The sequence below is a fragment of the Desulfitobacterium sp. LBE genome (assembly GCF_007830365.1).
GTDB lineage: Bacteria > Bacillota > Desulfitobacteriia > Desulfitobacteriales > Desulfitobacteriaceae > Desulfitobacterium > Desulfitobacterium hafniense.
The window spans coordinates 4,116,834-4,140,658 of record NZ_VLKD01000001.1 but is presented as its reverse complement, the minus strand read 5'-3'; the positions used below and the strand labels follow the sequence as shown (position 1 = coordinate 4,140,658).

21 protein-coding genes and 2 pseudogenes are annotated in these 23,825 nt (G+C 49.9%); 4 read left to right on the top strand and 19 right to left on the bottom strand.

The features are described from left to right. Positions 1 to 21 precede the first annotated feature (21 nt). From DESLBE_RS19580 to DESLBE_RS19565, 4 genes are read right to left on the bottom strand one after another with little or no spacing between them, the layout of a single operon-like run. Positions 22 to 1,047: a M23 family metallopeptidase gene (locus DESLBE_RS19580; RefSeq protein WP_144677987.1), complete on the bottom strand. Its 1,026-nt coding sequence runs from the start codon at positions 1,045 to 1,047 to the stop codon at positions 22 to 24. A 6-nt stretch (positions 1,048 to 1,053) separates the two neighbouring features. Beyond that, a complete protein-coding gene (locus tag DESLBE_RS19575; RefSeq protein WP_144677986.1) occupies positions 1,054 to 1,557 on the bottom strand; it encodes a gamma-glutamylcyclotransferase family protein in 504 nt (167 codons plus the stop codon). A 20-nt stretch (positions 1,558 to 1,577) separates the two neighbouring features. Beyond that, positions 1,578 to 2,627 (bottom strand): amidoligase family protein, encoded by a 1,050-nt coding sequence (locus DESLBE_RS19570; RefSeq protein ID WP_144677985.1) that lies wholly within the window; start codon positions 2,625 to 2,627, stop codon positions 1,578 to 1,580. A gap of 43 nt (positions 2,628 to 2,670) precedes the next feature. Next, entirely contained in the window at positions 2,671 to 4,500 is a 1,830-nt protein-coding gene (locus DESLBE_RS19565) for a type VI secretion protein (protein ID WP_144677984.1), read from the bottom strand. A gap of 205 nt (positions 4,501 to 4,705) precedes the next feature. On the opposite strand from DESLBE_RS19565, the gene DESLBE_RS19560 reads away from it, so the two are divergent. After that, on the top strand, positions 4,706 to 5,632 hold the full coding sequence (locus DESLBE_RS19560; protein ID WP_172625458.1) for a DUF2971 domain-containing protein: 927 nt from the start codon (positions 4,706 to 4,708) through the stop codon (positions 5,630 to 5,632). An 84-nt stretch (positions 5,633 to 5,716) separates the two neighbouring features. On the opposite strand, the gene DESLBE_RS19555 is transcribed toward DESLBE_RS19560, so the two are convergent. The 4 genes from DESLBE_RS19555 to DESLBE_RS19540 form a co-directional block, all read right to left on the bottom strand. Continuing rightward, positions 5,717 to 6,307 (bottom strand): hypothetical protein, encoded by a 591-nt coding sequence (locus DESLBE_RS19555; RefSeq protein WP_144677982.1) that lies wholly within the window; start codon positions 6,305 to 6,307, stop codon positions 5,717 to 5,719. Beyond that, positions 6,304 to 6,576, bottom strand: coding sequence for a hypothetical protein (locus DESLBE_RS19550; RefSeq protein ID WP_144677981.1), 273 nt, complete (start codon positions 6,574 to 6,576; stop codon positions 6,304 to 6,306). Before DESLBE_RS19550 ends, DESLBE_RS19555 begins: the two co-directional genes overlap by 4 nt. Beyond that, complete coding sequence (locus tag DESLBE_RS19545) at positions 6,546 to 8,390, bottom strand: DNA cytosine methyltransferase (protein ID WP_144677980.1); 1,845 nt, start codon at positions 8,388 to 8,390, stop codon at positions 6,546 to 6,548. Before DESLBE_RS19545 ends, DESLBE_RS19550 begins: the two co-directional genes overlap by 31 nt. Before the next feature lie 167 nt (positions 8,391 to 8,557). Continuing rightward, on the bottom strand, positions 8,558 to 9,463 hold the full coding sequence (locus tag DESLBE_RS19540) for a conjugal transfer protein TrbL family protein (RefSeq protein WP_144677979.1): 906 nt from the start codon (positions 9,461 to 9,463) through the stop codon (positions 8,558 to 8,560). Positions 9,464 to 9,636: 173 nt separating this feature from the next. Here DESLBE_RS19540 and DESLBE_RS19535 point away from each other — a divergent pair, with 173 nt between their 5' ends. Next, a complete protein-coding gene (locus tag DESLBE_RS19535) occupies positions 9,637 to 10,092 on the top strand; it encodes a hypothetical protein (protein WP_144677978.1) in 456 nt (151 codons plus the stop codon). A 354-nt stretch (positions 10,093 to 10,446) separates the two neighbouring features. Further along, positions 10,447 to 10,794, top strand: a complete 348-nt coding sequence (locus DESLBE_RS19530; RefSeq protein WP_018213991.1) for a hypothetical protein — start codon at positions 10,447 to 10,449, stop codon at positions 10,792 to 10,794. Between the two features lie 110 nt (positions 10,795 to 10,904). On the opposite strand, the pseudogene DESLBE_RS26795 reads toward DESLBE_RS19530, so the two are convergent. The 4 genes and pseudogenes from DESLBE_RS26795 to DESLBE_RS19510 all read right to left on the bottom strand — a co-directional run. After that, positions 10,905 to 10,985 (bottom strand): annotated as a pseudogene (locus DESLBE_RS26795) (DUF3852 family protein); the annotation flags it as partial. 137 nt (positions 10,986 to 11,122) lie between these two features. Further along, a complete protein-coding gene (ltrA, locus tag DESLBE_RS19520; RefSeq protein ID WP_144677976.1) occupies positions 11,123 to 13,003 on the bottom strand; it encodes a group II intron reverse transcriptase/maturase in 1,881 nt (626 codons plus the stop codon). Positions 13,004 to 13,739: 736 nt separating this feature from the next. Then, positions 13,740 to 13,997 (bottom strand): annotated as a pseudogene (locus tag DESLBE_RS19515) (DUF3852 domain-containing protein); the annotation flags it as partial. An 84-nt stretch (positions 13,998 to 14,081) separates the two neighbouring features. Further along, on the bottom strand, positions 14,082 to 15,812 hold the full coding sequence (locus DESLBE_RS19510) for a hypothetical protein (RefSeq protein WP_144677974.1): 1,731 nt from the start codon (positions 15,810 to 15,812) through the stop codon (positions 14,082 to 14,084). Positions 15,813 to 16,509: 697 nt separating this feature from the next. On the opposite strand from DESLBE_RS19510, the gene ltrA (DESLBE_RS19505) reads away from it, so the two are divergent. Further along, positions 16,510 to 17,949 carry a group II intron reverse transcriptase/maturase gene (gene ltrA / locus DESLBE_RS19505; RefSeq protein ID WP_144677973.1) on the top strand — a complete coding sequence of 480 codons (1,440 nt, stop codon included), beginning with the start codon at positions 16,510 to 16,512 and terminating at the stop codon, positions 17,947 to 17,949. Positions 17,950 to 18,066: 117 nt separating this feature from the next. Here the strand turns inward: ltrA (DESLBE_RS19505) and DESLBE_RS19500 are convergent, their stop codons facing one another. The 7 genes from DESLBE_RS19500 to DESLBE_RS19470 all read right to left on the bottom strand — a co-directional run bounded on the left by DESLBE_RS19500 (position 18,067) and on the right by DESLBE_RS19470 (position 23,824). Then, complete coding sequence (locus tag DESLBE_RS19500) at positions 18,067 to 18,621, bottom strand: DUF6550 family protein (RefSeq protein ID WP_144677972.1); 555 nt, start codon at positions 18,619 to 18,621, stop codon at positions 18,067 to 18,069. 92 nt (positions 18,622 to 18,713) lie between these two features. Next, on the bottom strand, positions 18,714 to 19,265 hold the full coding sequence (locus tag DESLBE_RS19495; protein WP_144677971.1) for a hypothetical protein: 552 nt from the start codon (positions 19,263 to 19,265) through the stop codon (positions 18,714 to 18,716). Further along, complete coding sequence (locus tag DESLBE_RS19490) at positions 19,262 to 19,657, bottom strand: DUF4320 family protein (RefSeq protein ID WP_144678694.1); 396 nt, start codon at positions 19,655 to 19,657, stop codon at positions 19,262 to 19,264. The genes DESLBE_RS19495 and DESLBE_RS19490 overlap by 4 nt, the downstream gene beginning before the upstream one ends. A gap of 111 nt (positions 19,658 to 19,768) precedes the next feature. After that, positions 19,769 to 20,641: a secretion protein F gene (locus DESLBE_RS19485; RefSeq protein WP_144677970.1), complete on the bottom strand. Its 873-nt coding sequence runs from the start codon at positions 20,639 to 20,641 to the stop codon at positions 19,769 to 19,771. A 5-nt stretch (positions 20,642 to 20,646) separates the two neighbouring features. Further along, positions 20,647 to 21,576: a hypothetical protein gene (locus DESLBE_RS19480; protein WP_144677969.1), complete on the bottom strand. Its 930-nt coding sequence runs from the start codon at positions 21,574 to 21,576 to the stop codon at positions 20,647 to 20,649. Beyond that, entirely contained in the window at positions 21,573 to 23,015 is a 1,443-nt protein-coding gene (locus DESLBE_RS19475; RefSeq protein ID WP_144677968.1) for an ATPase, T2SS/T4P/T4SS family, read from the bottom strand. The genes DESLBE_RS19480 and DESLBE_RS19475 overlap by 4 nt, the downstream gene beginning before the upstream one ends. Beyond that, the gene (locus tag DESLBE_RS19470) at positions 23,012 to 23,824 is read right to left on the bottom strand and encodes an AAA family ATPase (protein WP_144678693.1); all 813 of its coding nucleotides are present in this window, start codon (positions 23,822 to 23,824) and stop codon (positions 23,012 to 23,014) included. The genes DESLBE_RS19475 and DESLBE_RS19470 overlap by 4 nt, the downstream gene beginning before the upstream one ends. Position 23,825: the final 1 nt, after the last annotated feature.

Here is a 23,825-nt window from a genome sequence, read left to right as displayed (position 1 = left end):
AAGTTCAAAGAGCTGGCGACTTTAAGGCAGGTAATTCCTCGGATTCTCCTTGATGCCGTTCACGATGACTTCAAAGTGCAGGTGATTTCCGGTGCTTCGTCCGGTGGAACCTACCTTGGCAACAACATCCCCGACGTTCACGGCCTGCCCTTCGACCACAAGAATTTGAGAGCAATGACCGTATAGAGTTACCATCCCGCCGCCGTGAGCAATGGTCAGGTAATAACCATATCCGCGGCTGTCATAGCTCACCTTTTCTACAGTACCTCCTTGAGCCGCCCGGATGGCTGTACCCTTGGCAGCGCCGAGGTCAAGGCCGGTATGCCCCGACCATGATCCGGTAAATGGGTCTATCCTGCCGCCGAATTCCGAGGTGACCATGGACCGCCAGCCGCTTCCCAGTGGAGAGATGAATTCACCGGCGGATGCTGTTTTGCCGGTGCCGTACAGCGCACGGTCATAGATTTCCGCAGCATTGGCCTGATCCTCAGAAGAGATCCCCCTGCCGAGAGTCCTCTCAAGGTTAGCGTAGATTTCCAGCAGGCTTTCTAGCGGAACAGCCACAATACAGGACTCCACGGTTTCACCGCCATCCTGGCCCGTTCCACTTCGGGTGCGTTCTTCATACCGCACAAAACAGTCGGCGAATGCCCGGTAATCCATGCCGTGCAGCGAGCCGGTGCCGAAAAACAGAGCATAAAAAATGGCCTTGACCTGGGTAAGGTCAAGACTGCCTTCCTCGCTCACGAGTGTCATTTCGGAAATAGCGGCATCCAATTCGGTAAAAGCTTCCCGCATCTCTTCGATGCACCGGCGGAAGTCCTCCGGTACTTTCCCGTTAATTACACCGCTATGAAAAACCTGCTGAACTGCCGTATTGTTGTGGCCAGCCGTGCCGGAGAGAAGGCTGGTAATCATCACGATGATGAGGATAAAAGGAGTCAGGATGGCTGCGATGACCACACTGATGGTCTTCCAGCTCCGCTCATCCCTGGCGGCACCGATGGCGGTTTTGACTGCCAGAGCGAGTGCTGCAGGATCTGCCAAGGATCATCACCCCCATTTCGGACCGAACATTGTGCCCTGCTCCGGTTCTGCTTTCTGTTGCTCCTGTGCCAGCTGGACAGATCTTTCCACGGCGCGCTCCAACAGATCGGTGTCAAAGCCCGCAGCATGGTAGCCCTCCATAATAGCATTAAGGTAGTAATCCGAGGGTGAACCGTAAGGGCGGACTTCGTTCATAACATAGACCATGGCCGAAAGCGTTCCGCCTTTCAGTTCAAGATCCAGGATTTCCTTGCGGTAAAGATGGGGATATCCCTCATAACGGTCGAGGGCCTGCAGGTCCCTTTCCTGCAGGGACCATACCAATACTGGAACCCTGGATCCTTTGAGCGGCTCCACCGTTGCGATGGATCTCTCGCGCCCTCCTCGGAACAGCAGTTCGTAATCCTTGATTTCACTCGCCCCAATGACCTTGGCTGTGGGACAGCGGGATGCCATATGTGGTAGATTGAGATTGCTGCCATAGGCAATACAAAGGGTTTCAGATTTCATTTCTTGTCCATTCCTCCTTGCTACATTGACAGGGAAAAGCCGGGGCTTTCATCCACCACCCCGGCTAGATCCTGTGCATTTTCAGTTGCCTGCTCCTGCTGGGCCGCTGTTGTTTGTGCCGCTTCAGCCAGCTCCCTCTCTTTCCTCTCTTTTAGTCTTTGCTTCTGCTGTTCAGCTTGGGCCGGGTCCTTCCAGGCGATACAGCCGTCCAGATGTTCCAGCAGATGAAGTCTTGCGGTTTTGAATTCATCCCCGATCAGCCCCAGCCGCAGGAGCCAGGTACGGAAAGTATATTTTTCGTTGGTGCTTCGGGTTTTCTGGCGGCTGGCGCAGCGCTGGTTGAGAGCCTGAGCCGAAATAGCCAGACAAAGCTGGATATACGCTTTGATCTTGCCTGCGTGGGTGGTGGAGTTAAAAAGCCGGAATTCAATAGTACCTTTCTGGAACACGCTGTGCAGATTCAGACAATGATATCGGCTGTCGTGGTAGTGCTCCCGGCGGCCGTCATTGCCCTGGTACCAGATACGGCTGACCTCGTCCAGGGTCCGGGGCTTTTTCCGGTTCAGTTCTTCCAGAAAGCTCTGCTCCACCTTCCTGCAATACTGCCGCTCTCTTGCCACCTCCACCTGCATGGCTTTGTAGATCAGATCCTCTTTGGAGGCCATGATATTGGTGATATTGCGCAGGGTGCTGGCATTGTGAGGTAAGGCATCCAAATGAATATGGATGCCGCAGGATTTGTTAACCCGCATTCCGGCGCCCCTTAGCCTACGCACAAGCTCCTGGATAGTCTGGATATCCTCGTAACGGCAGATGGGGCTTACCAACTCTACGCGGTAGGTCCGGTCAGCTTGTATTACCTGCCGCCCTTCTCTTCTTTCTGGGGCTATACTGCCGTCACTCACAACCTTCCAGCGCCGGTTTTTGTCATCCAGTACGGAGTATACATCGTGTCCGCTGCTATAGTTGACTGGCCGTCCGAAGTAATTCGACAGTACATCTGCGGCACGCTGGCGGGACAGACCTGTCATTTCGATCTCTATGCCAAAGCGCTGCTCCTTCATGTCCATGATTGATCACCCCCTTTCCGATCGGAAATTGCTTGTCAGATTTTTATCGTCCGCCCGCATTTCCGAAAAGAGCCGCCTTGTGTTCCGGAGCCTGAACCCTGAGATTATAGCGCTCATTACCACATTTGTAGAGGCAAACACCCCGTTGGGGATAGCGGATAAGATTGTATTCGCTTGGTTCCAGCTGAAGGGTATCGGTATAGAATTTAGCATCAATCGTACCCGCATTGAACAGAAACTGGTGGGTTGGAATAGAGAACAGCGGCTTAGTGTACTCTCTGATGCCTTCGACATTGAAATCTTCAAGGTTCTGGGAGGAGAGGATTACAGCGCTGTCTTTCTTTCTGACCCGCTTCATAAAGTTGCGGACGTATTCCACCGCGGTTAGGTTGGAAAGGAACAGGTAGAATTCATCGATGGAAGCGGCTGTGTTACCGGTAGTCAGAAGCTCGTTGCTCATGTAGGACAGGATGTTGAACAGCATGGCGTTTCTCAGATTTTTGCTGCTCTGCAAAAGCCCTTTGACGCCGAAGGTTATGAACTCGCTGTTTGTGATGTTGGTATGCCCATTAAAGAATTTAGACTCCGCTCCCTTGCACAGGGAGTGAAGTCCAAGACAAATTTCCCGCAGGATATCTGCGGTATAGAGTTGGCGGTGACTTTCATCGAAGGTTTTGTATTCTTCTTCGATTAGTTCATACAAGTCCGACAAGATGGGATAATCTACGGATTTGAGACGATCGAAATTACTGTGATCGGTGATGCCCCACTTGTGGTAGAGCTTGCCCAGCATAATCTCGATGGTGTCGATCTCACGGTCACTGAAATCCTTGTAGGCTCTGAAGAAATCCTTGAGAAAACTGATGTGCTGGCTGAGCTTGGAGGCCTGGCGGAAGGCTTGTGGTGCTTCCGTATCCTTAGGGTCGCCGGATTCATCCCAGGTCTTGGGTTCCAGCACATTGATGATGAATTCGCCACTCATCAGATCGATAAAGCAGCCGCCTAGATTCAGGGTCAGCTCCTCAAACTCCATTTCACTATCCAGGCTGATCACATGCATGCCGGATTCCCTGAGATTACATAAAATGAGCTTAAGCAGATGAGATTTACCCTGGCCGGAATTCCCGAGAATCAGAATGTTGGCGTTGGTCTTGTCATCGTCACGCCGGTTGAAATCCACCAGAATATTGCTGCCGAATTTATCTCTCCCCAGATAGAAGCCGTTGGGATCGGTCTTACCGCTGTAGTTAAAGGGATAGAGATTGGCGACGGAGCTGGCGGGCAGCACCCGTTCAAACTGTTCCCCGAACACATTCCAGCCGGAAGGCATGACTGAGAGAAAGCCCTGCTGCTGGCGGAGCAGAAGCCGGTCTACATTGAGTTTGCTCCGCACCAGTTCGGTCAGCACCTCGGTCTGGAGAAGTTTCAATTGGTCGGGATCATGGGCGGACAACTCGATATAGACCGCAGCGTGAAGGAGCGGTTCCTTACTTCGGTGCATCTGGGCCACGATGGTGGTGACGTCCTGAAGATTGGATTCAGCCGTCACCGTTTGTTGCAGATCCTGGGTGCTGCTTCTTTGCATGCGATTTTTATTGGCGGCATTGCTGATAATTTTTCGCTCCTCAACAGGGGTCACATGGCGGGTGTAAATATGCAGGGTGACACCATCTTTTTCCCCAAGGTAGCGGAGAATCGCCTGTTCTTCGGTGGCAGTCGGATATTCACGCAAGGCCCACACACTCCGGAAGGTGCTTCCGCAGATGAAGTAGTCTGTGAAGAACTTGATCACGGACGGGGCTATCATGTCGAGGAATTCTTGGATACGAGCATCTTCTTGTGCTGAAAACTGTGGTTTGGTTTTTCTTGCCATAGAAATTTTTCCTTTCTGAATTTGTTTTTAGACAAAGAAAAAGCCGCCACACTTTGTGGCAGCCCAAGGAAAATTGGCTTACTTATATATAAAACTGAGGTATAATGAGACTAACAATGTAGTTTTTATTGAATAATCACATTCCCAATTATTTATATCTGCAAAGTTAAGATATTGGATTATTATCCTGTGAGGAGAGATGTCTGTGAAATTAGAAGATATTCAATATACAATTCCAGAAAAACCAATTGATGAGAAGGATTTCGATATTGAGAAATGGCGAATAGACAATCCAATGGATTATCTTAAAGCAATGTTTTTAATTAATACATCCACAAATAAAAGCGAAGTTTTTAAAACTATTTATAAAGTTACGCGTCTATACATACCAGACATATTGTTCAAATATTATTCATTAACAGATAATATTTCTTTAAATGAACAAAAACTCCGTACATTGGAACAAAAGAAAATTTTTATGTCTGACACAAGATATTTGAATGATCCGTTTGATAATAAAGCTTATTTTTATAAATCTGACGAGCTAAAAAAATATGAAAGGTTGGCTGCCCATGATGGGAAGCTGATTGATGATTTTTCATCCCTTTCCAAAATATCGGCATTAACATCTAACCATGTAAACTCAATGCCAATGTGGGCACATTATGCAAACAACCATACAGGCTTTTGTGTTTCATATGATATGAAAAAGAATATGCCATTATCCAGTTGTACCTTTCCAGTTCAATATACTGACCAACGCATTGATATCACGAGCTTAATGGTTCAACAAGTGGAAAAAATGATTCGAGAAATTGAAATTCAATCGGCAAAAGGAAAAAAACAGATATTATTGGATGATTTATCATTAGTATTTGTGTCAACACTTTTTTGTAATATAAAACACCTTTCATGGAGTTATGAAAATGAATTCAGATGTACTACAGGGGCAACGGCAGAAGGAATGCCCTACCTGTCAGCAGTACCAAAAGAAATATATATTGGTATGAACTGCATGCCGACCTATGCAGACAGGATAATTAAAATTGCGAATACATTACAAATACCTGTATACAAAATGATTTTTGATGAATTGAGCTCAGATTTTAATTTAATTCCTAAAAGGCTTTGAAAAATGACAACACATATCCTCCATTTAAGACGTAGGCTGGGCTTTACTTCGATGATAAAAGCCCAGCCTATAGCATACCCCGGCTCAATCGTTCGGGATCATCCAGCGTTCCCCGTCAAAGTCCTCAAACCGTTCGGTGGTGACATTCTGTTCAAAATAGATGGCCAGCAGGCGTTTGATGTCCTCTTTGCCGGCGCGCTTGGTGGCAAACCCCTGATCCTGCAGCGTTTTTTCAATACGGCTTAGATAAGAAAGCACTTCGCTTTCTTTCTCATTGCGGAGCCGGATGACCACCAGAAATTCCCTTGCTGTCGCCATCTGGACTTGGATCCGGTCGAGGTGGTTCTGATCATGCTCCAGCAGCTTGCGGACAGCCGGATTATTCTCCTGGATCATGCGGTTTTTCAAAAATTGTTTGTTGCCCTCAAAGCTTTCTCGGCTGTTGAGGCACAGAAATTCCAGCTCCGCCATCCCCTTGAGCACCGTCATCAGGGCATAAATCCGTGCCGCTACGCTGGCTTCGGATAAAACGGAAATGTTCGTCGGTTTGATCATGAAATACACCAGCTCATCTCCCCTGAAGGTTGCCAGGCTGTGGTCGGTGACGGCCTTGGTATTGATAAGCTGGCGGGTATGCTGCTTCTGCTTCCCCCTTTTCTTTTCTGCTATACTCATGGTTCGTCATACCCCCATTCATAGAGCTGCTGTTTAGTCAGGAAAAAAGCGCCGGCATAGCGGATAAAATCCAGGATACTGGTGTCATCAAAACGGATCGTCAAGAAAGCATAAAGGGCTGTGATAACAAGGGGTGGCAGAAACTTCAGCTGGGCCAGGGCAAACACAGAAAGTAGCAGACCGATGCCGATGATGCCGATATCTCGGAGCTGCCAGAGCCACAACACGGCCCTGGATTTCAGATTGTCGGGGTAGATGTAGGTGTACATTTGGATTCCTCCCATTCTTCTTTGGCCTGGCGCAAAAAATAAGCGATCCCCCGGAGGACATGCTCCACACAGGGAATCGCTACACTATTGCCCAGGGCTTTGTATCTTGCACTGTCCGAGGCGCTGGGGATATCCGTCCAATAGTCGGGGAATCCTTGGAGCCGTTCACACTCACGTGGAGTCAGTCGCCGGATCAGCTTGCCGATCCGGACAGGGTGCACATTATTGAGGGAATATCCTCCGTCCGTTTTGGACTGGAGTGTCCCGCACAGACCTCCGTTTTCCGTCCCGTTGCGGCAATCCAACCCGGCAATATCCGTCGCACACACAGGGTCCGTCGCCTCCTTGTGCTGCCGGGCACTTTGGGTGCTGGTCACCTGATTGGGCAGGTACTCGTCACTGCGCTGCTGGGAAAAGACGCAATGCCGGTTTGCGGCGTTTAAGGTATCGCTGGCATCAGGCTGGAAACCTATGCCGTTGCCGCCGTTATGATCCTGCCGGTCGATGGTATTTCCGGCAATGCAGTAAGTTTCCTCAGGCGGCGTATCTTTCCCGGAATCCCTAGGAAATACAGAAGGCTGCGATACCAGCGGCACGTTGTTGCCGCCGGTACCGTACCGCGCGGACATGGTTGGCGCCACTTCATGGGGCCCGGTATAGCGGGAGTCAATACCGTGATTTTCAAACAGCTCCGGCTCGCCGCCCAAGACAAGGGGTGGGTGTCCGTCCATCTGGGCCCGTAAAGTTGCCGTAATATTTTCGGTCACATCCATGCGGTTGCCGCCCTGGTCGTTGAGGCAGAGGATGCTTGGCACCATGTTGGTGCCGCTTTCCGAAGCTTTCAGGGTTGGCGCACATTCTTCCTGATACCCGATGCCGCCGGCCTTCGCTCCCTGCCCTGCGGAAAAAGCGGCGATAAAAGTCTGCTGTTTCAAGCCGGGTTGGGCCTGAACCGCTCCGGCCACATCGTGCAAGTCCCGGACCTCGTCCCGCTGATTGCAGGCGAAAGCAACCGGGTACTGCCGCTTCCCCGATGTCAGGCTTTCTCTGTCTGTTCCTCTGTCACCGGCCGGATACCGGCTTGGATCTCCAGCGCCTGCCTGAGAACCGGGGGCAGCTCCTTGCCCCGTTTCTCCGCCCGGCGCAAAATCCCCAAGCAGGCGGTCTTGCTCAAATAGTATTTGGGGTGCGGTGCGGCCTCCAAAATCTGCGACAAGGAAGATACGCCTGCGCCTCTGGGGGACGGACCAGTATTGAGCATCGTAAACTCTCCAAGCAACAGAGAATTCATATCCCAATATGGCCCCAGCAGACTTCCATACCCCTCCCGGAGGTCGAGGTACAGATACGGTACTGTCAGCAATTCGGCAGGTTTCTTCAAGGACCGCCCGGAAGTCTTCCCCATCTGCACTGGAGAAGGCTCCGGGTACATTTTCCCAGACCATATACCGAGGTCGAACAGCGACATCTGCCCTGCCGCATGCTTTGTCATAGGCCCTCATCTCCTTTATGATGCGGATCTGTTCCATAAACAGCCCGGAGCGTTGGCCCTGAAGGCCGGCTCGCTTGCCGGCCACACTGAGATCCTGGCAGGGTGAACCCCCGCAGACAGCATCCACGGGTGGCAGTTCCCAACCCTTCAGCTGCATGATATCCCCCAGATGAATCATTTCGGGAAATCTGGTTTTGGTGACTGCAATGGGAAAAGGTTCGATTTCGCTGGCCCATAGGGGAATAAAGCCTTGGCGACTGCCTGCCAGAGGAAATCCTCCGATCCCGTCAAACAGGCTGCCGAGAGTCAAGGTAATGTTCAAGGCCGCGGTTCCAAACCGGTGGAAGATACTTCTGCCGGATCACAAGCTAAGGCGGCACTCCGGCGCACCTGGATACCGTGTTGTTTCATGGGGATCCCTCCTTGGATTTGGTGAGTGGAAATGTTTCGGATGGGGATGTCATCGAGGGAACAGATATACCGGCTTCTTTATTTAGCCGTCACCGTCCTGATAACCGTCCGGCTCATATTAACCGCGGCCTGGGCGGTGTAGGCGGCGCTCATGAAATTAGCTCTGGTGCTGGTATCCAGGCCAAAAGCCCCGGCGATGCGGGGGATTTCTCCAGCAGACAGCATCAGCCCCAGTCCCAGCAAGGCATGGTCCGTGACCACCATGAGTCCGGCTGTGAGAATAGTGGCCTGCAGAAAGGCTGTCAGACACAGACCGACGATCTGTTTGCACCAGGAAGTAAAGCCGTCAATGTACCCGCGGGGAACAGAAAACATATACAGGCTGCCCACAGCAATCTGGATCAACAGAATCCCTCCGCGTTTCAGATTGCTGAAAAAAATCTTGATGACTGCATAGCCCATCAGAATTAAAATAAACAGCATCATGACGGGACTGGTGACGGTTCCAATCCCGCCGAAAACACCGGCACTGCCCGCACTTTCCAGGCTTCCTGCTGAGGACAAATCACGGATGATGTTCACGGCGACGGTATCGATACCCGACCCAAAGCCGGTGATCCCGGCGGTCAGACTTCCCTGCAGGGAAATCGCCAGCTTATACAGCTCCACCGGCACAGTGGAAAACAAACCCACCGCCATAAAACCCTTCAAGGCATTGAGGGCAGCATCTTTGACGCTGCCCCGGCCGGACTGGTATTCGATGGCACACTCAAATGCCGAGACCACCAGCCCGATGACATAGAGCGTCCAAGCGAGATAAACGAAGAACAGGATGATGGACTGGACCCAGCTCATTTTAAAGAGGTCGGCGCCCATGTTGCCCATCTCGGCAAAGAAGTTGCCAAGGAAGCCGATGAGCTGTCCATAGATCCAGTCGAGGATCTGTTCCAGCACGACATCGGCCGCGAAGTCCCAGATAAACACGGTCCTTTCCTCCCTTTTTGTACATAAAAATAGGAGCCTGAATTCTGCAGGCTCCCGAATATTCGTATACAGCTACATGCCGAGAGTCAGGTGATACCGAGTAAAGGCTTTGGCAAGAAGCTGTAACATATGGTACGATATTGACAAACAGGAATTTGTCAGGGGATATGATGATGGATATTAAACGATTGGTCAATCAATTTCGAGATGCTATAGATGTAGCTAGGGATGCAGGTGAGTTTGATAAAGACTTTTCATTTTACAAATTCCCGCGTGGATGCTGTGGTGATGCTTGTGATTTGTTAGCTCAGTTTTTGTTGGAAAACGGTATCAGAACATATTATGTCTGTGGTATGTATAGGGATGGTTCCTTTGAAAACGTTCAGTCTCATGCATGGTTATTGACCGATAATCAGACTATTATAGATATCACTGGCGAGCAATTTAGAGATAATCCGAATTTCTTAAATTATGATAAATCAGTCTATGTTGGAGCAGAGGATGATTTTCATAGACTATTTGAAGTTGAAGGTAGGAATGTTCATGAAAATATTGGCTTAAAAGCCTTGAGTAGTATGTGCCAGCCGAGACTAAACGGGTTGTATCGGAAGATTATTAAATACATTTAGAAATGTTTAGGCTTTTTAAAGAAGGCGTAGGACCTAATAATTATTTTTGTTTAGAGACACTATCAATAAATTTCAATTTAGCGGGCGGGCTGACTCCTATTGCGTGGAGACAGCCTGCTCTTTTTTGCCTACATCCCAAGTATCTGCCAGAGTATCCTTGCATAAGGGTGGTGAACGGACTTTTTTCATAGTATCTGTGTCCTTTCCATTGTTCATATTTGTTTGATTGAAAGTTCCGATTTACTATGGTAAACTCACTTTATATATCTACCGTGTAAAACTTTTGTGAAACGGTAGCATGGGAAATTAACGCCCGGTGAGCAAGTTTATATAATGTGCGAGGTGGTGCAATAAATGTTTAATGAAATTTGTATCTATGAGGCAAAGATTGAAAAGCAAGAGGAAATTGAGCAACTTATGAAAGAGGTTGCCGCCTTTTATATGGAGCAAGATGGTGTTATTGAAGTTAGATATATCAAACGCACCCACCGCCAAACAGATTTTAATGCCGTTAAAGAAGGGGCATTGCCTGTTCGCCTCACACGCAATGTAGGCAAAGTCACTTATGTTTTACATTGGACTGTTAGAGATGAAGAAACTCACGCAAGGGTGTCAAAGTTAGGGTTAGAGCATTTTTACAAGCGGTGGAACAGATGCTTAACCACTATGCCAAAAATTATTTTGGGTGAAAACATTGTGTAAGGGTATGAGCACACCCTCTGTTAGTGTTTAACTTCACCTACACAATAAAATCTGACTTATCACGAAATTGAGCCGTTGCATCTAACTTGACGCGACGGCTCTTGCTTTGTCTACATGCCAAGAATAGTCCAGATATATAATGGACACGTCAGGGCAAACACCAGGCAGGCAAACAATATTGCCGGCGCGGATAGTGATAGGTAATCCCTTGATACAATCGCAGGATTTTCCCCCACTCCACACCGTACGTGAGAGTTTCCCCTCATACGGCGTTCCATCGTTAAGGGTTTTAAAGTAATTCACACAATTTACAAGTAGCTTTTAACCGTTACTTGGGTATTTTATTTAGACAGAGAATAGCTCGCAGTTTATTAACCTTTCCCAGTTGCTTTTCATTCAGTTGCAGAGATGAAAGATATTTTCTTATTGTTTTCTCCTGTGTAGCGTGAACAAGCATATGAACATCAACGTCAATTAACACCAGATTTTCATAGCTGTCATCACCACCAAGATATGTTGCCGTTTTATGATGGCAATGTATCCTGTCAATTTCCAAAATTCTGCCTGTCACAGCACATTTCCCTTGCTGTGAACAATACAGAGACAACCTGTTGTCGTTGTATTCTACACTCCTGTCACGGACAGGATTCCTCATGAGATAATGGAGAATAGTCACGTTGACAGTTGCCAACTTTTTGTGTATTTCAGCACGTCCCTCAGCAGTATAGCTGTTAATGCTACGCTTTTTGTCAATGGGATTTTTGTGCCTCACATAAGCGATTGGCAGTACCGGAGTTTCTCCAATAAACCTTATTTCTCTGCTTTTACTGTATTTAATGTAAATCGGACTGGTAATGGGTTTTGCGATTTTCTTCTTCATCTGATGTTCGAGCTTGCCTTTCGCAGACGATTTGACCAAGAAAGCAATTTCTCTGAAATCATGGCTGACATGTGTTGCATATTGATAGTAATTATGCCAGCCCATGACCAATGCATTGTATCTTAAAATGGTATTTCCTTTTGCGTCTACTTTCTTCAACTCATTTACAGCAGCAACAGCCTTTTGCTTGACTTTCTCTTTTGCCTTATCAGAAATATGGGATTTCACAACATATTTGGTTTTACCGTTTGACTTCTTCCCCTTCTTGACCGCTTTCACTTTGAACCCTAAGAATTCGGAATACTGCCGTTTCAGATTGACTATCTTAGATTTCTCGGGACTGATTTCAAGTCCCAATCTATCGTGCAGCCAGGCTTTTACAGCCATGAATATCTTTTGGGCATCACTGCGGTATCGGCAAAAGATTTTAAAATCATCGGCGTACCTTACGATGTAACATTCCTTTAACCCAGTGTTTCTAAGCTCCGCATAGACATTGCTTTTATCCAGAGTCCCGTTTTTCAGCACCCTGCATTTATACGCTACTCGTGTAGGCAGAGTTTCCCATTGGCTTGCCACCCACCAGTCCAACTCATTCAAGACGATGTTTGACAGCAGGGGGGATATAATCCCACCCTGTGGCGTTCCCTTTTCGGGAAAACCAATGCCTGCCACCTCTGCTTTTAGCATTGCAGAGATGATCGACAACAGCTTTTTATCCCGAATCCCGAGAGACCACATCTGTTTCAACAATTTTCCGTGACTGACATTATCGAAAAATCCTTTGATGTCGATGTCTACCACGAAATGAAGATTTTGCCCCTGAATAAATTTGTAGGATTGGGATATTGCATGTTCTGCACTCCTATTTGGGCGAAAACCGTTGCTTCGTTTGAAGAACTTCGCTTCACAAATGGGTTCAAGGATTTGCAGAATACATTGCTGTATCAGCCTGTCCATAATAGTCGGAATGCCAAGCGGCCTGGTTTTTCCGTTGCCTTTTGGGATTTCTACACGGCGCACTGGTTGAGGAATGTAATTGCTTAGTCTTTTCTGAATATAGGCTATGAGCTGTGCATTTTCCCATTGCTGTAAATGGGTAATGGTCTTTTTGTCTACTCCTGCGGTTTTACTTCCGCTGTTTTTCTTGATGTTCCGAAAGGCAAGCAAGATATTTTCAGGACTGCAAATCAGTTCGGTCAGCTTTTTAAACTGACAGTCTTTTTCGCTATCCGCATACAGCTTGTCGAAAACCTCCTGGAAATCATAATATTCTGCATTACGCAAGGCAGATCGTTTTGTCGGTTTTGCTCTTGTCAAAGTCAGCATTATCCTCTCTCTCGGGGGGATTTTGCTTTTCTTAGTCATACTCGAACCTTTGAGATTGTGTGTTTACTTGTTTTATTCCTTAACGACTCGAGCCCGTCCCTCCACGGCTTATTATCACCGCTTCATCGGTACCACGGCTCTACTTTCAGTTGGATAAATGCAGGTTATACTGTTTTGGACAGCTTTCCCTGCAAACGCCTCATAGCGCTGTAATCCGCTCCACGTTCCAACCTTTCCACGTTCCGATATTCCTATCATTTTCATATCGCCCTTAGGTGTCCCTCTAAGCCTGTATGCTGGATGCCGCCTGTAACGGCATAAGGTATTTCATAAATGGTGTCTTACTTTACCTCACATACCCGCCAGTTTTGGCGTATGCACATTTCTATGCACCATTCGTTTAGACTTTTTACATCGGGTGTTCGTCCGTGAACCATTTTTCACATCCTCACCATAGGCAATTTGTTGACCTCCGGCATATAGGCAACACCATTCACCTCTGAACAGCTTTCGTGCAGATAGAATATATAATCTGCTTACGGTTGCTCTCTGCCGACTTCACCGAGCTTCGTACAACACAGCTATTACACGCCGTTTTGCACGTCGGAGTATCAAGGCAGGCGTTTCCGGGCGTTACTCCTTCATTCCACCTGTCGGAATATCAGTTCTCCTAAACTGAACATTTACACGTTCATTATTTAGTGCCTAACCTTTTCAGCTAGGAACGCGTCGCACCCCACTCAAATTGACCATGCTTTCGGTAGTCGAAATAGGCCATGGCCAATTTGGCAAAGAAAAACACGGCCAGAATCAGATCGATTGCCGGAAAGACAACCTTATTGACCACGGTCTTGATCTGTCCGGAAGCCTCGTTCCAGGTACCTTCAATGGCCCCTGCCACATCACCGGTAGGCGCGGCATAGACAGCCGCACTGAATACACAGACCAGCAGGAGCGCCAGGCCGAGGACTGTTAGAGTTTGTTTGGGCTTCATAGGGCACCTCCCTTTCATTAACGTTGTAAAAGAAACAGGATCTCAAAGCGCAGGGCCTTGGGATCCTGTTTCTTCTTCTGTTGGTTATGGCTTGACCGGCCCAATATGCCAGTCATCCCATAAGGTTCCGTGGATAGTCACTGAGTCGGAAAGGTTGACGCTGAGCATTCCTGTGGGTGTCCAGCAATCGGCCAGCCAAGTATACGGCGTGTAGGCACCATCGAGAAAATAGACCGGTGTGAAATGCGTCCTGCGCTTGTAGGTCGAGTACTTGTTGGGGGCAAATTCAAACTTGGAGCCATAACCGTTCTGGGTGCGCTCCAGCAGCCGCCAATACGTAGCATACAGAAATTCCGGAAAATAAGTGAGAGCCGTTTGCGCCCCGGTCACCGCCGAAGACTGATTGGTGCTGACATTGGCCGTTGTGGTCTGGTTGACGCCATAGCCGGATTTCATATTTTTTCCGGAGGCTGTGGGATTTTTGGCGTCCGGAACAATGCTCATGGCTGCGGAAAGGCTGGCCTGGTAGGCATCCCAATCAAACTCCCACCAGCCCTCATCCACCCATTGACCGTTATCTACCCAAAAACCGCCGCCGTTGCCGTCGCTGTACCAGTTCCAGTTGCTGTGCCAGACCCAATAGGCATACCACCATGGCCGCCAGATACCCCAGGAGGCCGAGGTCAGCTGGACCTTATTGGGAATGGCCGGCCTAACATAGCTGTCATTACGGTCATCGGCAACCGGATTAGGCGGGTCGTTTCCGGAAAGATCGACGATTCTCGCTGTGATGTTTCCCTGGCTTACGGAGCCCCCGCCCGATACCGACACACTGATGTTCATGGTTTGCGGTGTGGAAGGTGTGCGCCAGCGCACCCAGACCAGTTGGCTGTCGCCTTCCGGATAATATACGCCACTTACGGTATAGGTCTGTCCGCCAATCGTAAAATGCACCGTTACCGGATGGTCAGGATCCGCCTGGCCGCCGCGTACCGTGACGGAAGTGAGCACTTCGGTATTAGTTCTGTATTCGTAGTCGTAAGTGGTAACTTCCGGCGGATCTGCCGGTGCCTCCCTAAACCGAACGATGCCGATACCAAGGGCTGAGATAATATCCGCATTAGCAGCTGACGATGTCCGTGAACCTGACCAGGCCGGATAGCCCAGATCGGGAACCTCCAGAAACATGGCCAGCGGCAGGTTTTTATGAGTGAGCGAACCCATTGTGTTCCTCAACCCGCCACCCAGTTGCTGGTCATAGAGCGCAGCTTCGGTTGCAGTCATTGCCATGTCGATCCCTTGAAATCTCAGATAAACGATGGGCTCCAGCAAAAGCTTGTAGTCGCCGTTGATCAGGGTATCATAGGCAAAACCGGTCACGTCGGCAATCCGCATCAGAACATACTCCGAGCAGAAATAGCGTTTTATTTCCTCGATGCTGGCTTGTCCACTGGCGGAGCTGATGATGCGGGGAAGCGGTATTTCAATATTTATACATGTATACGTTGAAGTAGTCGGTGCAATCGATCTTCCATTGGTATATGCAATCTTTGACACTTTCCCAAAATGAACATCCACCGCAGGTGTATTATTGGTAAAATCAACCGGAGTGGTGACCGCGGTCCTGTTACTTACCCGAATAACAGTTATCCTGACACCCTCGTTTCCGGGTTCCCAGTAGCTTTCGCTGGTACCGCCGCCAACTCCACCGCCTCCATGATCTATGTTTCCATCGCCTTCGGCATAGGTTTTAACAGGCAGAAGCACAGAAAGCACTAGCATCAGTACGAGAAAAATACTGAGTTGTCGTTTCATTTAATACCTCCTTGAACAACAAAAGCACCGATGATTCGGTGCTCTTGCTTGTGCGACAGGCAGTCGCATCGCCCCGTTTAACGAGGCACTTTGTTTATTAGGAACAGCGGTTACGTTACCTTTGGTAAGAACGGACCAAGAGTTCTGAAACACTGAAGTTCTCGGAGGTGAGAGTCCTCCACTGGGAGCGCTGGCGCGAACCAGGAAGCTTAGTCTAGGGCAACATCGTGAGGTGTTGTCTGAAGGAGACGTGGAAAGTCGAGAGACCCATAAGCGGCTTGGCAGACCGAAATGCGAAAGCGTAAAACACAACGGCTAGGTAAGTTAGCGACTGTGCGAGCATAACGGGAAGCTCTCCATACCAAGGGATGACCGCTACTCAAATGAGCCAGCCGAGTAGTGGGTAACTTATCGAGTGATGGTGTTTGGTATGTCAAGAAGGAAGATGCGATGACCCTGTGAGATCTCCTCCATTCCTGAAAAAGGGTGATGGCATATAAGGTTACGCCGAAGTTGCTGTCACGGAAGGAGAAGTCAGACGGCTCTATAGTACGGAAGTAAGCTACTGACCAAACGGTAGCTGAACGGAAGGGAGCCGACCTTTGTGGCTCCTGCTGGACTCACGTGTCATGAAAACGGTAACGTTACTTCGGTAAAAACGACCCGAAAGGATGCGCGAAAGGTAAGGAATAAGACGTTGAATAAGGAACTTAAACTCAAGTGGCATAGTATCTATGGACAAATTCTATTTGAGCGAAAGCTTAACGAAGCGTGGCAGAAAGTTAGAGAAAATGGCGGTGCCGGTGGAATTGATGGAGAAACCATCAAGAGTTTTGAGAAGCGCGAGGAAGAGAAAATAGCAGACCTACTCAACAAGCTCAGAACCAAAACCTACAAGCCCTCCCCAGTACGAAGACAATACATTCCCAAGAAGAATGGAAAACTTCGCCCCCTGGGTATTCCCAATATTGAGGACAGAATTGTACAGCAAGCGGTGGTTAATGTCATCAGTCCAAAATGTGAAGAACACATTTTCCATAAATGGTCCTGTGGATACCGAACCAATCTCGGAATACAAAGAGTAATGCAGATTATCCTTTGGAACATTGAGACGGGGTACAATCACATCTATGACTGCGACATCAAAGGCTTTTTCGACAACATCCCTCATAAGAAACTGATGAAGGTGCTGACGAAGTATATAGCGGATGGAACAGTCTTAGACATGATATGGTCATGGCTTAAAGCAGGGTATATGGAAGAAGGAAAGTACCACACAACTGACTCTGGAACCCCTCAGGGTGGAGTCATCTCACCAATACTTGCGAATCTATACCTCAATGAATTGGATTGGGCACTTGAAGAACATGGGATACGATTTGTTCGTTATGCGGACGATTTTCTCTTATTCGCAAAATCCAAAGAAGATATTGAAAAGGCAGCTAAAGTAGCAAAGGAAACAATTAACGAATTAGGATTAGAAGTCTCTATGGAGAAGACTCGTTTTGTCGATTTCAATAAAGGCGACTTTAATTTCGTTGGTTTTACCTTTGAACACTGGAGGAATCGAAAGAAAGATGGAAAAGCATACTTTCTAGTGAAACCAACAGAAGCTAACTGGAAAGACTTCAAACAAAAGATTAAGGATAGAACGAGAAAGACCTTAACCCTTAGTCAGAAGAGGTGGCTTGAACAGGTCAATCCAATAATTCGAGGCAAGGTCAATTTCTTCCTTAATGTCTATAAAGCGATAAAAGAGAATGAAAAGTACGGGCAAGAGAGTCGTTGTTTTCTCAACTCTTACGGAAGAGAACTCCAAACTATTGACTCCTACACACGCCAAAGACTGAGAGTAGTAATGCTACATCACCATCCAAGTCAGAGAAAAGGTCACGCGATGAAGGTTAAATGGAACAATGAATTCTTCGCACATATTGGATTACTCCCCGCACACTGGTTGTACTACAGCAAGCAATTCGGGTATAGCATTGAACAGTATATCCAATACACAACCCGAAAAGCCAAAGAAAAGAAAGCGAAGGTAATCCAACGAGCAAAAGAGAAAGGTCAAGAGTACTACACTCCTGACCTTGTTCGCAAAATGAACTATGCTTGGCGCATCGCGTCATACACCTAAACCAACGACAAAACACAATTGGTAAGCCGTATGCCTTAGTAGGGCACGTGCGGTTTGATGAGGGGGAAGCCATGAGAATGGTTTCCCTACTCTATTCTGATATTTTCTTATTGGTCTTTATTCCATGATTCCTACCGGTTTGTTTATATCGCCTTCTCCGTCCACAGTTCTTTGTTCAACTCCTCCGCCTTCATCATCTACCCAGCCAAAGCCGGGTACCCAGATCTGCCCTTGGTTATTGGTCTCCCCTCCCTTGGGTTCGGTGGGCTGGGTTTTGACCGTATCATCAGGCTTATATTCAGGCGGCTTGCCGGGGTTTGTTACGGAATTTTCCGGCTTGGGTGTCGGGGCCGCGGGAACTGCGGGCTTGCTGGGCTCCACCTGCAGACTTTGCTCCATGCCGCTGGAATCAGCCGTATCCCTGCCGGCATTCGGTACTGTTGTTGGATCAATGGGTGGAACACTGACCTCCGGCGCCTTGGCCGGATCTGAGGAGGTAGGGATTTCTGCACCGGGGTTGACGTCTCCCGAGACTGCCGGTGATGGCTGGATTACCGCTTCATTGGGTTCCTCAGTTCCAAATTGCGAGACTATGGCTATTACAAGTACCACGCCCACCGCGCCGAGTCCGGCGAGGCTGAGCCACTTTTTCGTTTTGTCTGTCAGTTTCATTGGAAATTCCTCCTTCGGGTAAAAGTATAGATGTTTTTTATGACACACCATACTACAGGTTTTTTCGGAAGTCTAGAGAAATCCTACATTCATTAAAACAGGGGCATATATTTAGCCTGCACCTTAAGCCGGATGTCCATCGCCGGCAGGATTCTGCCGCCGAAACGGACAGGAACCTCCAGCCGGATCACGGCATCGGCCAGAAAGCCGTTACTATTATCAGGGTTGTGGGGAGCCAGCGGCACGTTGTTCAGGTCCACCGTCAGTTCTGAGAGTTTAAATTCCAGCACATCTCCCGTGTATTTCACATGATAGCCCCCAGAGGCTTGAAGTCCCAGCAGCTCGTCCAGCCGGCCGTAGATATCCCCATAATCCAAACTTTCTTCAAAATCAGCCGCTGAGGGCCGATAAGCTCCGGCATAGCCTTCCCGAACCCCGTGAAAGACATCGTCATAGCTGTCGTTCACGGTAGAAATTACGGCAGACTGCACCGCGTCCCGAACGCCCTGAGCAATGATGATCAGCCGGATATATTCGGATATGCCGCAGAAAATGAGGATAAACACCAGAGCAACCGCGATGATGAGCGGGAAGGATGTTCCTTTTTTATCTTTTAATATAACGCATAATTTTCCATTTGTCACTTCCAGTACACCTCGCTTTTGCCGCTGGCTCGGGCCTGGAGGGTGACAGGAAAGTGTCCGAAGCCGCCGAACAGCCCCAGATCTGCTTCTGATGTCACCGTGAGGGTGAATTCCTCGTTGAGCTGGAACCTGCCGGTTTTCGACCAGGAAATCACGGGGCTGAGGCCGGTCTTTTCGCTGAGCACCTGTGCCCGCAGCGTGGTTTCACTGCCCACGCGGCCAGCGATCTCCGCTTCCCGACACAGCTCTGCCGCATAAGTATCCAACTTGTTCTTGGTCATGAACACCGGCAGGACACTGACGGCAACAGCAATGACCAGCATCACGCACAGCACCAGTACCGCCACGTCGATATACCCTTCTCCCTGTTGGGAACGCAACCGTTTCACTATAGGCGCGCCGACTGTTCGAGTGGGAAGAAAGCTTTTGTCCCGCTTCTCCCGCTGGATGTTCATTCCATCATTTTGGTCCATGGGTTCTCTCCTTTCCAAAACAGCGCGCCCTTAAAACATGCTGCTGAAGGAATTCATAATCTCCAGGGCAATAATGACCAAATAGGTCAACAAAAAGCACATCAGCATGACAAAAGAAAACACCCGGATTTTTGGCGGGATTTTCCGGGCCTCTCCTTTCAGCCGCCGGAGCTCCAGGGCTTTGAAATCATGGGCCAGCATCTGAAAATAGACAGCGCTGTCGTCGCCCCGCAAAACTCCGATCAGCCCCCTGACCACATCGGACAGCATGGGCGAGTTGAGCCTTGCTTCAAACCGGATCAGCGCGGCTTCATAGGATGATGACCGCATATCGGCTGTCAGGACGTCCAGCTCATGAGCAAAGGCGGGACCGGCGTTTTTCTTATAGGCTTCGAGCATCGCCAGCACATCCCGGCTGGCTTTCAGGGTCTGCTCGACCGTAGCGACAAAGCGGGGCAGCTCTCCCTCAATCTCTTCCCGTTTCTCACGGAGCTGCTCCTCCGCCCTTTTGGTTTCCTTGAAATAGGTCAGAATTCCCAGGATCATGAACACCGGAGCAAGCAGGGGCAGCAGGAACAGGCAGGGCAGCGCACCCAACAGGATAGTGCCAGCCTTGACTATGGCATAGGATGTATAGATCTCCGGAGTCATGGCAATGCCGGCGGCTTTCAGGACATTGGCCATACGGCTTCGCTTGTATTCATCCATCCGGATAGAGTTGGCGAGTCTCACCGCACCGGACATCAGCCAGGCTTCCGTGGTTTTGGCAGCTCTCCTGTTCTCTTTGCCCACCCCCAGCATGGCTTTGGCGGCGCCCATTGCAGGAAGCTTCAGCACATCGGCCAGAATCAGAAACAGCCCGGCAGCCAGGAGGATTCCAGTTATAAACAGCTGTGCCAGCATCTCCGTCACCTCCTGTACTCAATGGGCTTGGTCAGCTTAATCACCCAGGCCGCCGAGATAAAAATCGCCGCCGCGCAAACCGCCAGGATGATCTGCCCCACGGGGGTGTACATCAGGGTGTGGTACCAGCCTTTGTTGAGAAAATACATGATTGGCACATTGCCAACCACCAGCAGGGCCATGATGATGAACTCCTTGCGGGGCTCAGAGACTAGATATTCCAGGTCCGCGTTGACGATGCGCATATCGCTGAGCTTGGCCACAATCGGGGTCAAGGTGGTCTTGAGGCTGCGGTCGTACTGGCAGGCGCTGACGGCATCGGTCCACTCCTGGAAGACCTGGTTTTGGATTTTCGGCTTTAAGGCCTGAAGAGCTGTTTCCACATCCGGATCAACCAGTTTTACCTGAGTCAGAAAACCGGCAAACACATTGCGGACAGGCGGGTTCAGATATTGGACGCTTTCCTCCACTGCCGTGAGGATGTTTTCATTGCGCAGATAAGAGGTGGTGATGATGGAGAGCGCCGTTTCCAGCTCGGCGGCCACGCTCTTATGGTAATGAGCCGCCGTCAGCCGGATAGCCCAGAAGGGCAGGAACATCAATCCGGCCGCCAGCACGGGGATGAGAAAGAGATTGCCCAGCAGGATAGCCAGGCTCGCTCCCACGGCAAAGAGCAGCAGTGCCGCGGCGCAGATCATGGAGAAGCGGCCGCCGCGCCCGGTCAGCTTGAGGATTTCCTGCACCTCGGTGATTTCCCGGCGCAGGAGACCGGCCTTTTTCCGCCGGGTGGCTTCATTGATCTCCGACCGGATACTCTTATTGGGCCGGGTCAAAAACCCGAACAACCCGTCAGTAAACTCCAGCGGGGTAATCCTCAGCAATAAAAAAAAACCGGCAATCATGCCAATGCAGGCCAAGAGCAAAAATTCAGTCATCCCATGCCACCGCCCATCGCTAAGATTCGCTTCAGGGTACTCTGAGGCATGCCGTTTTCCAGCAGGCGCCTTTGCAGGCTTTCCGAAATGCCCTGCACCACACTATGCCGGCCGCTGATGATGAACTTTCCATCCTCGATGCGGTTCTCGGTGATCTGGTAGCGGAACAGCGGCCGAAAATTCCGGGTGCCGTCCGGCCGGATTTCGCACTCCATAACCTCCATAACCCGGCGCGCTTTGTTTTCCAGCTGCTTGCAGAACACTACCAGCGGGTACGCTTCCGTGACATAGCCCAGCAGGGTTTCGTCGGACATATCGACAGCCCGCTTGCAAAGGGAGACCATCCGGCGCCAGGTGGCTTCGCAGCTGTTGGAGTGAATCGTGGTCAGCACGGTGATCCCTGTGCGCGCTGCTTCCTGGGCCGCATTGGCTTCCGCACTGCGCATCTCCCCCACCACCACATAATCCGGATTAAAGCGCAGGGCCATATCCAGCAGGGTGGTCTGGGTAATCCGCTGCCGCTCATTCTCGCTGTCCCGGGTCAAGGTATGGATAACGCTGTTGATGACCTTGCCGTTCTTCCGGCGCACCATGGCCAGTTCTCGGGAGCCGTTTTCGATGGTAAAAGTTCTTTTTCCGTCGGGAATGGTGGTCAGCAGCCAGCCGAGCAAGGTAGTCTTACCGGATGAAGTCGCTCCCGCCACACAGGTGGAAACCCCGTAGCGCAAGCATTCAGCCAGAAAATCCAGGATGGGTTCGGTGGCGGTTCCGTTCCGGGTGAAATCCTCTTTTTGCATGTCTTGAGGGTTAACGATCCGGATGCTGGCGGCGATCCCCACATCCTCGTCCACGATCGGCGTTTTCAGCACAGCGATGCGGATATTTTTGGAGAGATGCCCCAGGGCGGTGGGATTGGCGTTATCCAGCACCATACCGCTGACATGGAGCATGCGCCGAATCACATTGATGGCATGTTCCGGGCTTTCAAAGTGTTCGTCCAACTTTTGGGTGATGCCGCTGCTGTACTGAACCTCCACATCATCCCAGGCGTTGACGTCGATTTCCTCGATTCCGCTGCCGAAGATGTATTTGGTGAGAAAGCCGAACTCCGCCATCTCGGAGTAGAGGGTGTCCACCAGCTGCTGCTCGCTCATACCGATTACCGCAATGCGGTTATCCTGAATGTATTTGGCGATATAACGCTGGGTCTGCTCCTTCACCTCCCCTGCGCCTCCTTCGGTAATCAGCCCGGCGTAATGGGAGGAGATATACTCCTGCACCTCCCTCAGGACGGAACTGAACTCCCGCTGTCCCGAAGATGAAAAAAACAGGCTTTGATGGCCTGCTGTACTTAAGGTTTGGGATTTTTCGGTTGTCCAGGAAAGCAACATTGGCTTCTTCTGCTCGGTACCGTCATGTTTATTGCTGCTTCGGCTCATACGCCAAACACCTCCTTGGCAATTTTGGCGATTTCAGTCCGAAACCCGCGGCTGTCCTTGAGGCCCAGATCCTTGAACCAATCCCCGCAGAGGGTCAGGTTCTCCAGCTCGTCCGAATGGGGGATTTTGAACAGGACATTACCCAGCACCTGCTCGATATGCTCCCCCGCCTGGTTGGGCTTGATATTGGACGCCACCTTGTACTGTTTATCTGTATCCCATTTCTGATCCCGGAGCAGCGGCAGCTGGCTGGAGAAGTAACTGATGGACTTAAGATCGCAGTTGACCATCCGCAGCACGGAATCGGCTTCCATAAGCGCCACTGCCGACAGAATGTCATGAGCGATGGGACTGCTGCAATCAATGATGATATAGGGAGCGATATCCCGCAGGTGGTCGAGCAGCTCTGCGGCCAGTTCCTGGGTATAGGGCGGATAGGTAAACACATTCTCCCCTTTGAGCATGCCGATGATGGTCAGGTGGCTCATCTTTTTATGGGTGATGCAGTTCTGTTTGATGAGCAGATCCGTCACATGGGTGGCGGCCAGAATGCTGCCCAGGGAACGCTCCACCTCCAGATCACCGGGGGGACAAATGCAGGGCAGCATGGGGGCGGTCATATCGCAAAGCAGCAGCGCCACATTCTTTTTCCGGTCAGCCAGATACTTGGCCAGCCGGACACTGACCGTGGTTTTGCCGCTGCCGGGGCTGCCCCAGATCGCCAGCACCTGAACAGCCTGCTCCTGTTCGGCTGGGGCAGGCTCGGTTTTGCCGCGGCTGAAAATACTTCCTTTCATAAAATTCAGCACC

Excerpts from the sequence above, each read along its gene's own strand:
- DESLBE_RS19510 (WP_144677974.1), bottom strand. The coding sequence starts at position 15,812 with ATGAAACGACAACTCAGTATTTTTCTCGTACTGATGCTAGTGCTTTCT.
- DESLBE_RS19565 (WP_144677984.1), bottom strand. The coding sequence starts at position 4,500 with ATGGCAAGAAAAACCAAACCACAGTTTTCAGCACAAGAAGATGCTCGT.
- DESLBE_RS19480 (WP_144677969.1), bottom strand. The coding sequence starts at position 21,576 with ATGACTGAATTTTTGCTCTTGGCCTGCATTGGCATGATTGCCGGTTTT.
- DESLBE_RS19485 (WP_144677970.1), bottom strand. The coding sequence starts at position 20,641 with ATGCTGGCACAGCTGTTTATAACTGGAATCCTCCTGGCTGCCGGGCTG.
- DESLBE_RS19550 (WP_144677981.1), bottom strand. The coding sequence starts at position 6,576 with ATGTACACCTACATCTACCCCGACAATCTGAAATCCAGGGCCGTGTTG.
- DESLBE_RS19570 (WP_144677985.1), bottom strand. The coding sequence starts at position 2,627 with ATGGACATGAAGGAGCAGCGCTTTGGCATAGAGATCGAAATGACAGGT.
- ltrA (WP_144677976.1), bottom strand. The coding sequence starts at position 13,003 with ATGCTGACTTTGACAAGAGCAAAACCGACAAAACGATCTGCCTTGCGT.
- DESLBE_RS19535 (WP_144677978.1), top strand. The coding sequence starts at position 9,637 with ATGGATATTAAACGATTGGTCAATCAATTTCGAGATGCTATAGATGTA.
- DESLBE_RS19575 (WP_144677986.1), bottom strand. The coding sequence starts at position 1,557 with ATGAAATCTGAAACCCTTTGTATTGCCTATGGCAGCAATCTCAATCTA.
- DESLBE_RS19500 (WP_144677972.1), bottom strand. The coding sequence starts at position 18,621 with ATGAAACTGACAGACAAAACGAAAAAGTGGCTCAGCCTCGCCGGACTC.
- DESLBE_RS19475 (WP_144677968.1), bottom strand. The coding sequence starts at position 23,015 with ATGAGCCGAAGCAGCAATAAACATGACGGTACCGAGCAGAAGAAGCCA.
- DESLBE_RS19530 (WP_018213991.1), top strand. The coding sequence starts at position 10,447 with ATGTTTAATGAAATTTGTATCTATGAGGCAAAGATTGAAAAGCAAGAG.
- DESLBE_RS19555 (WP_144677982.1), bottom strand. The coding sequence starts at position 6,307 with ATGAGTATAGCAGAAAAGAAAAGGGGGAAGCAGAAGCAGCATACCCGC.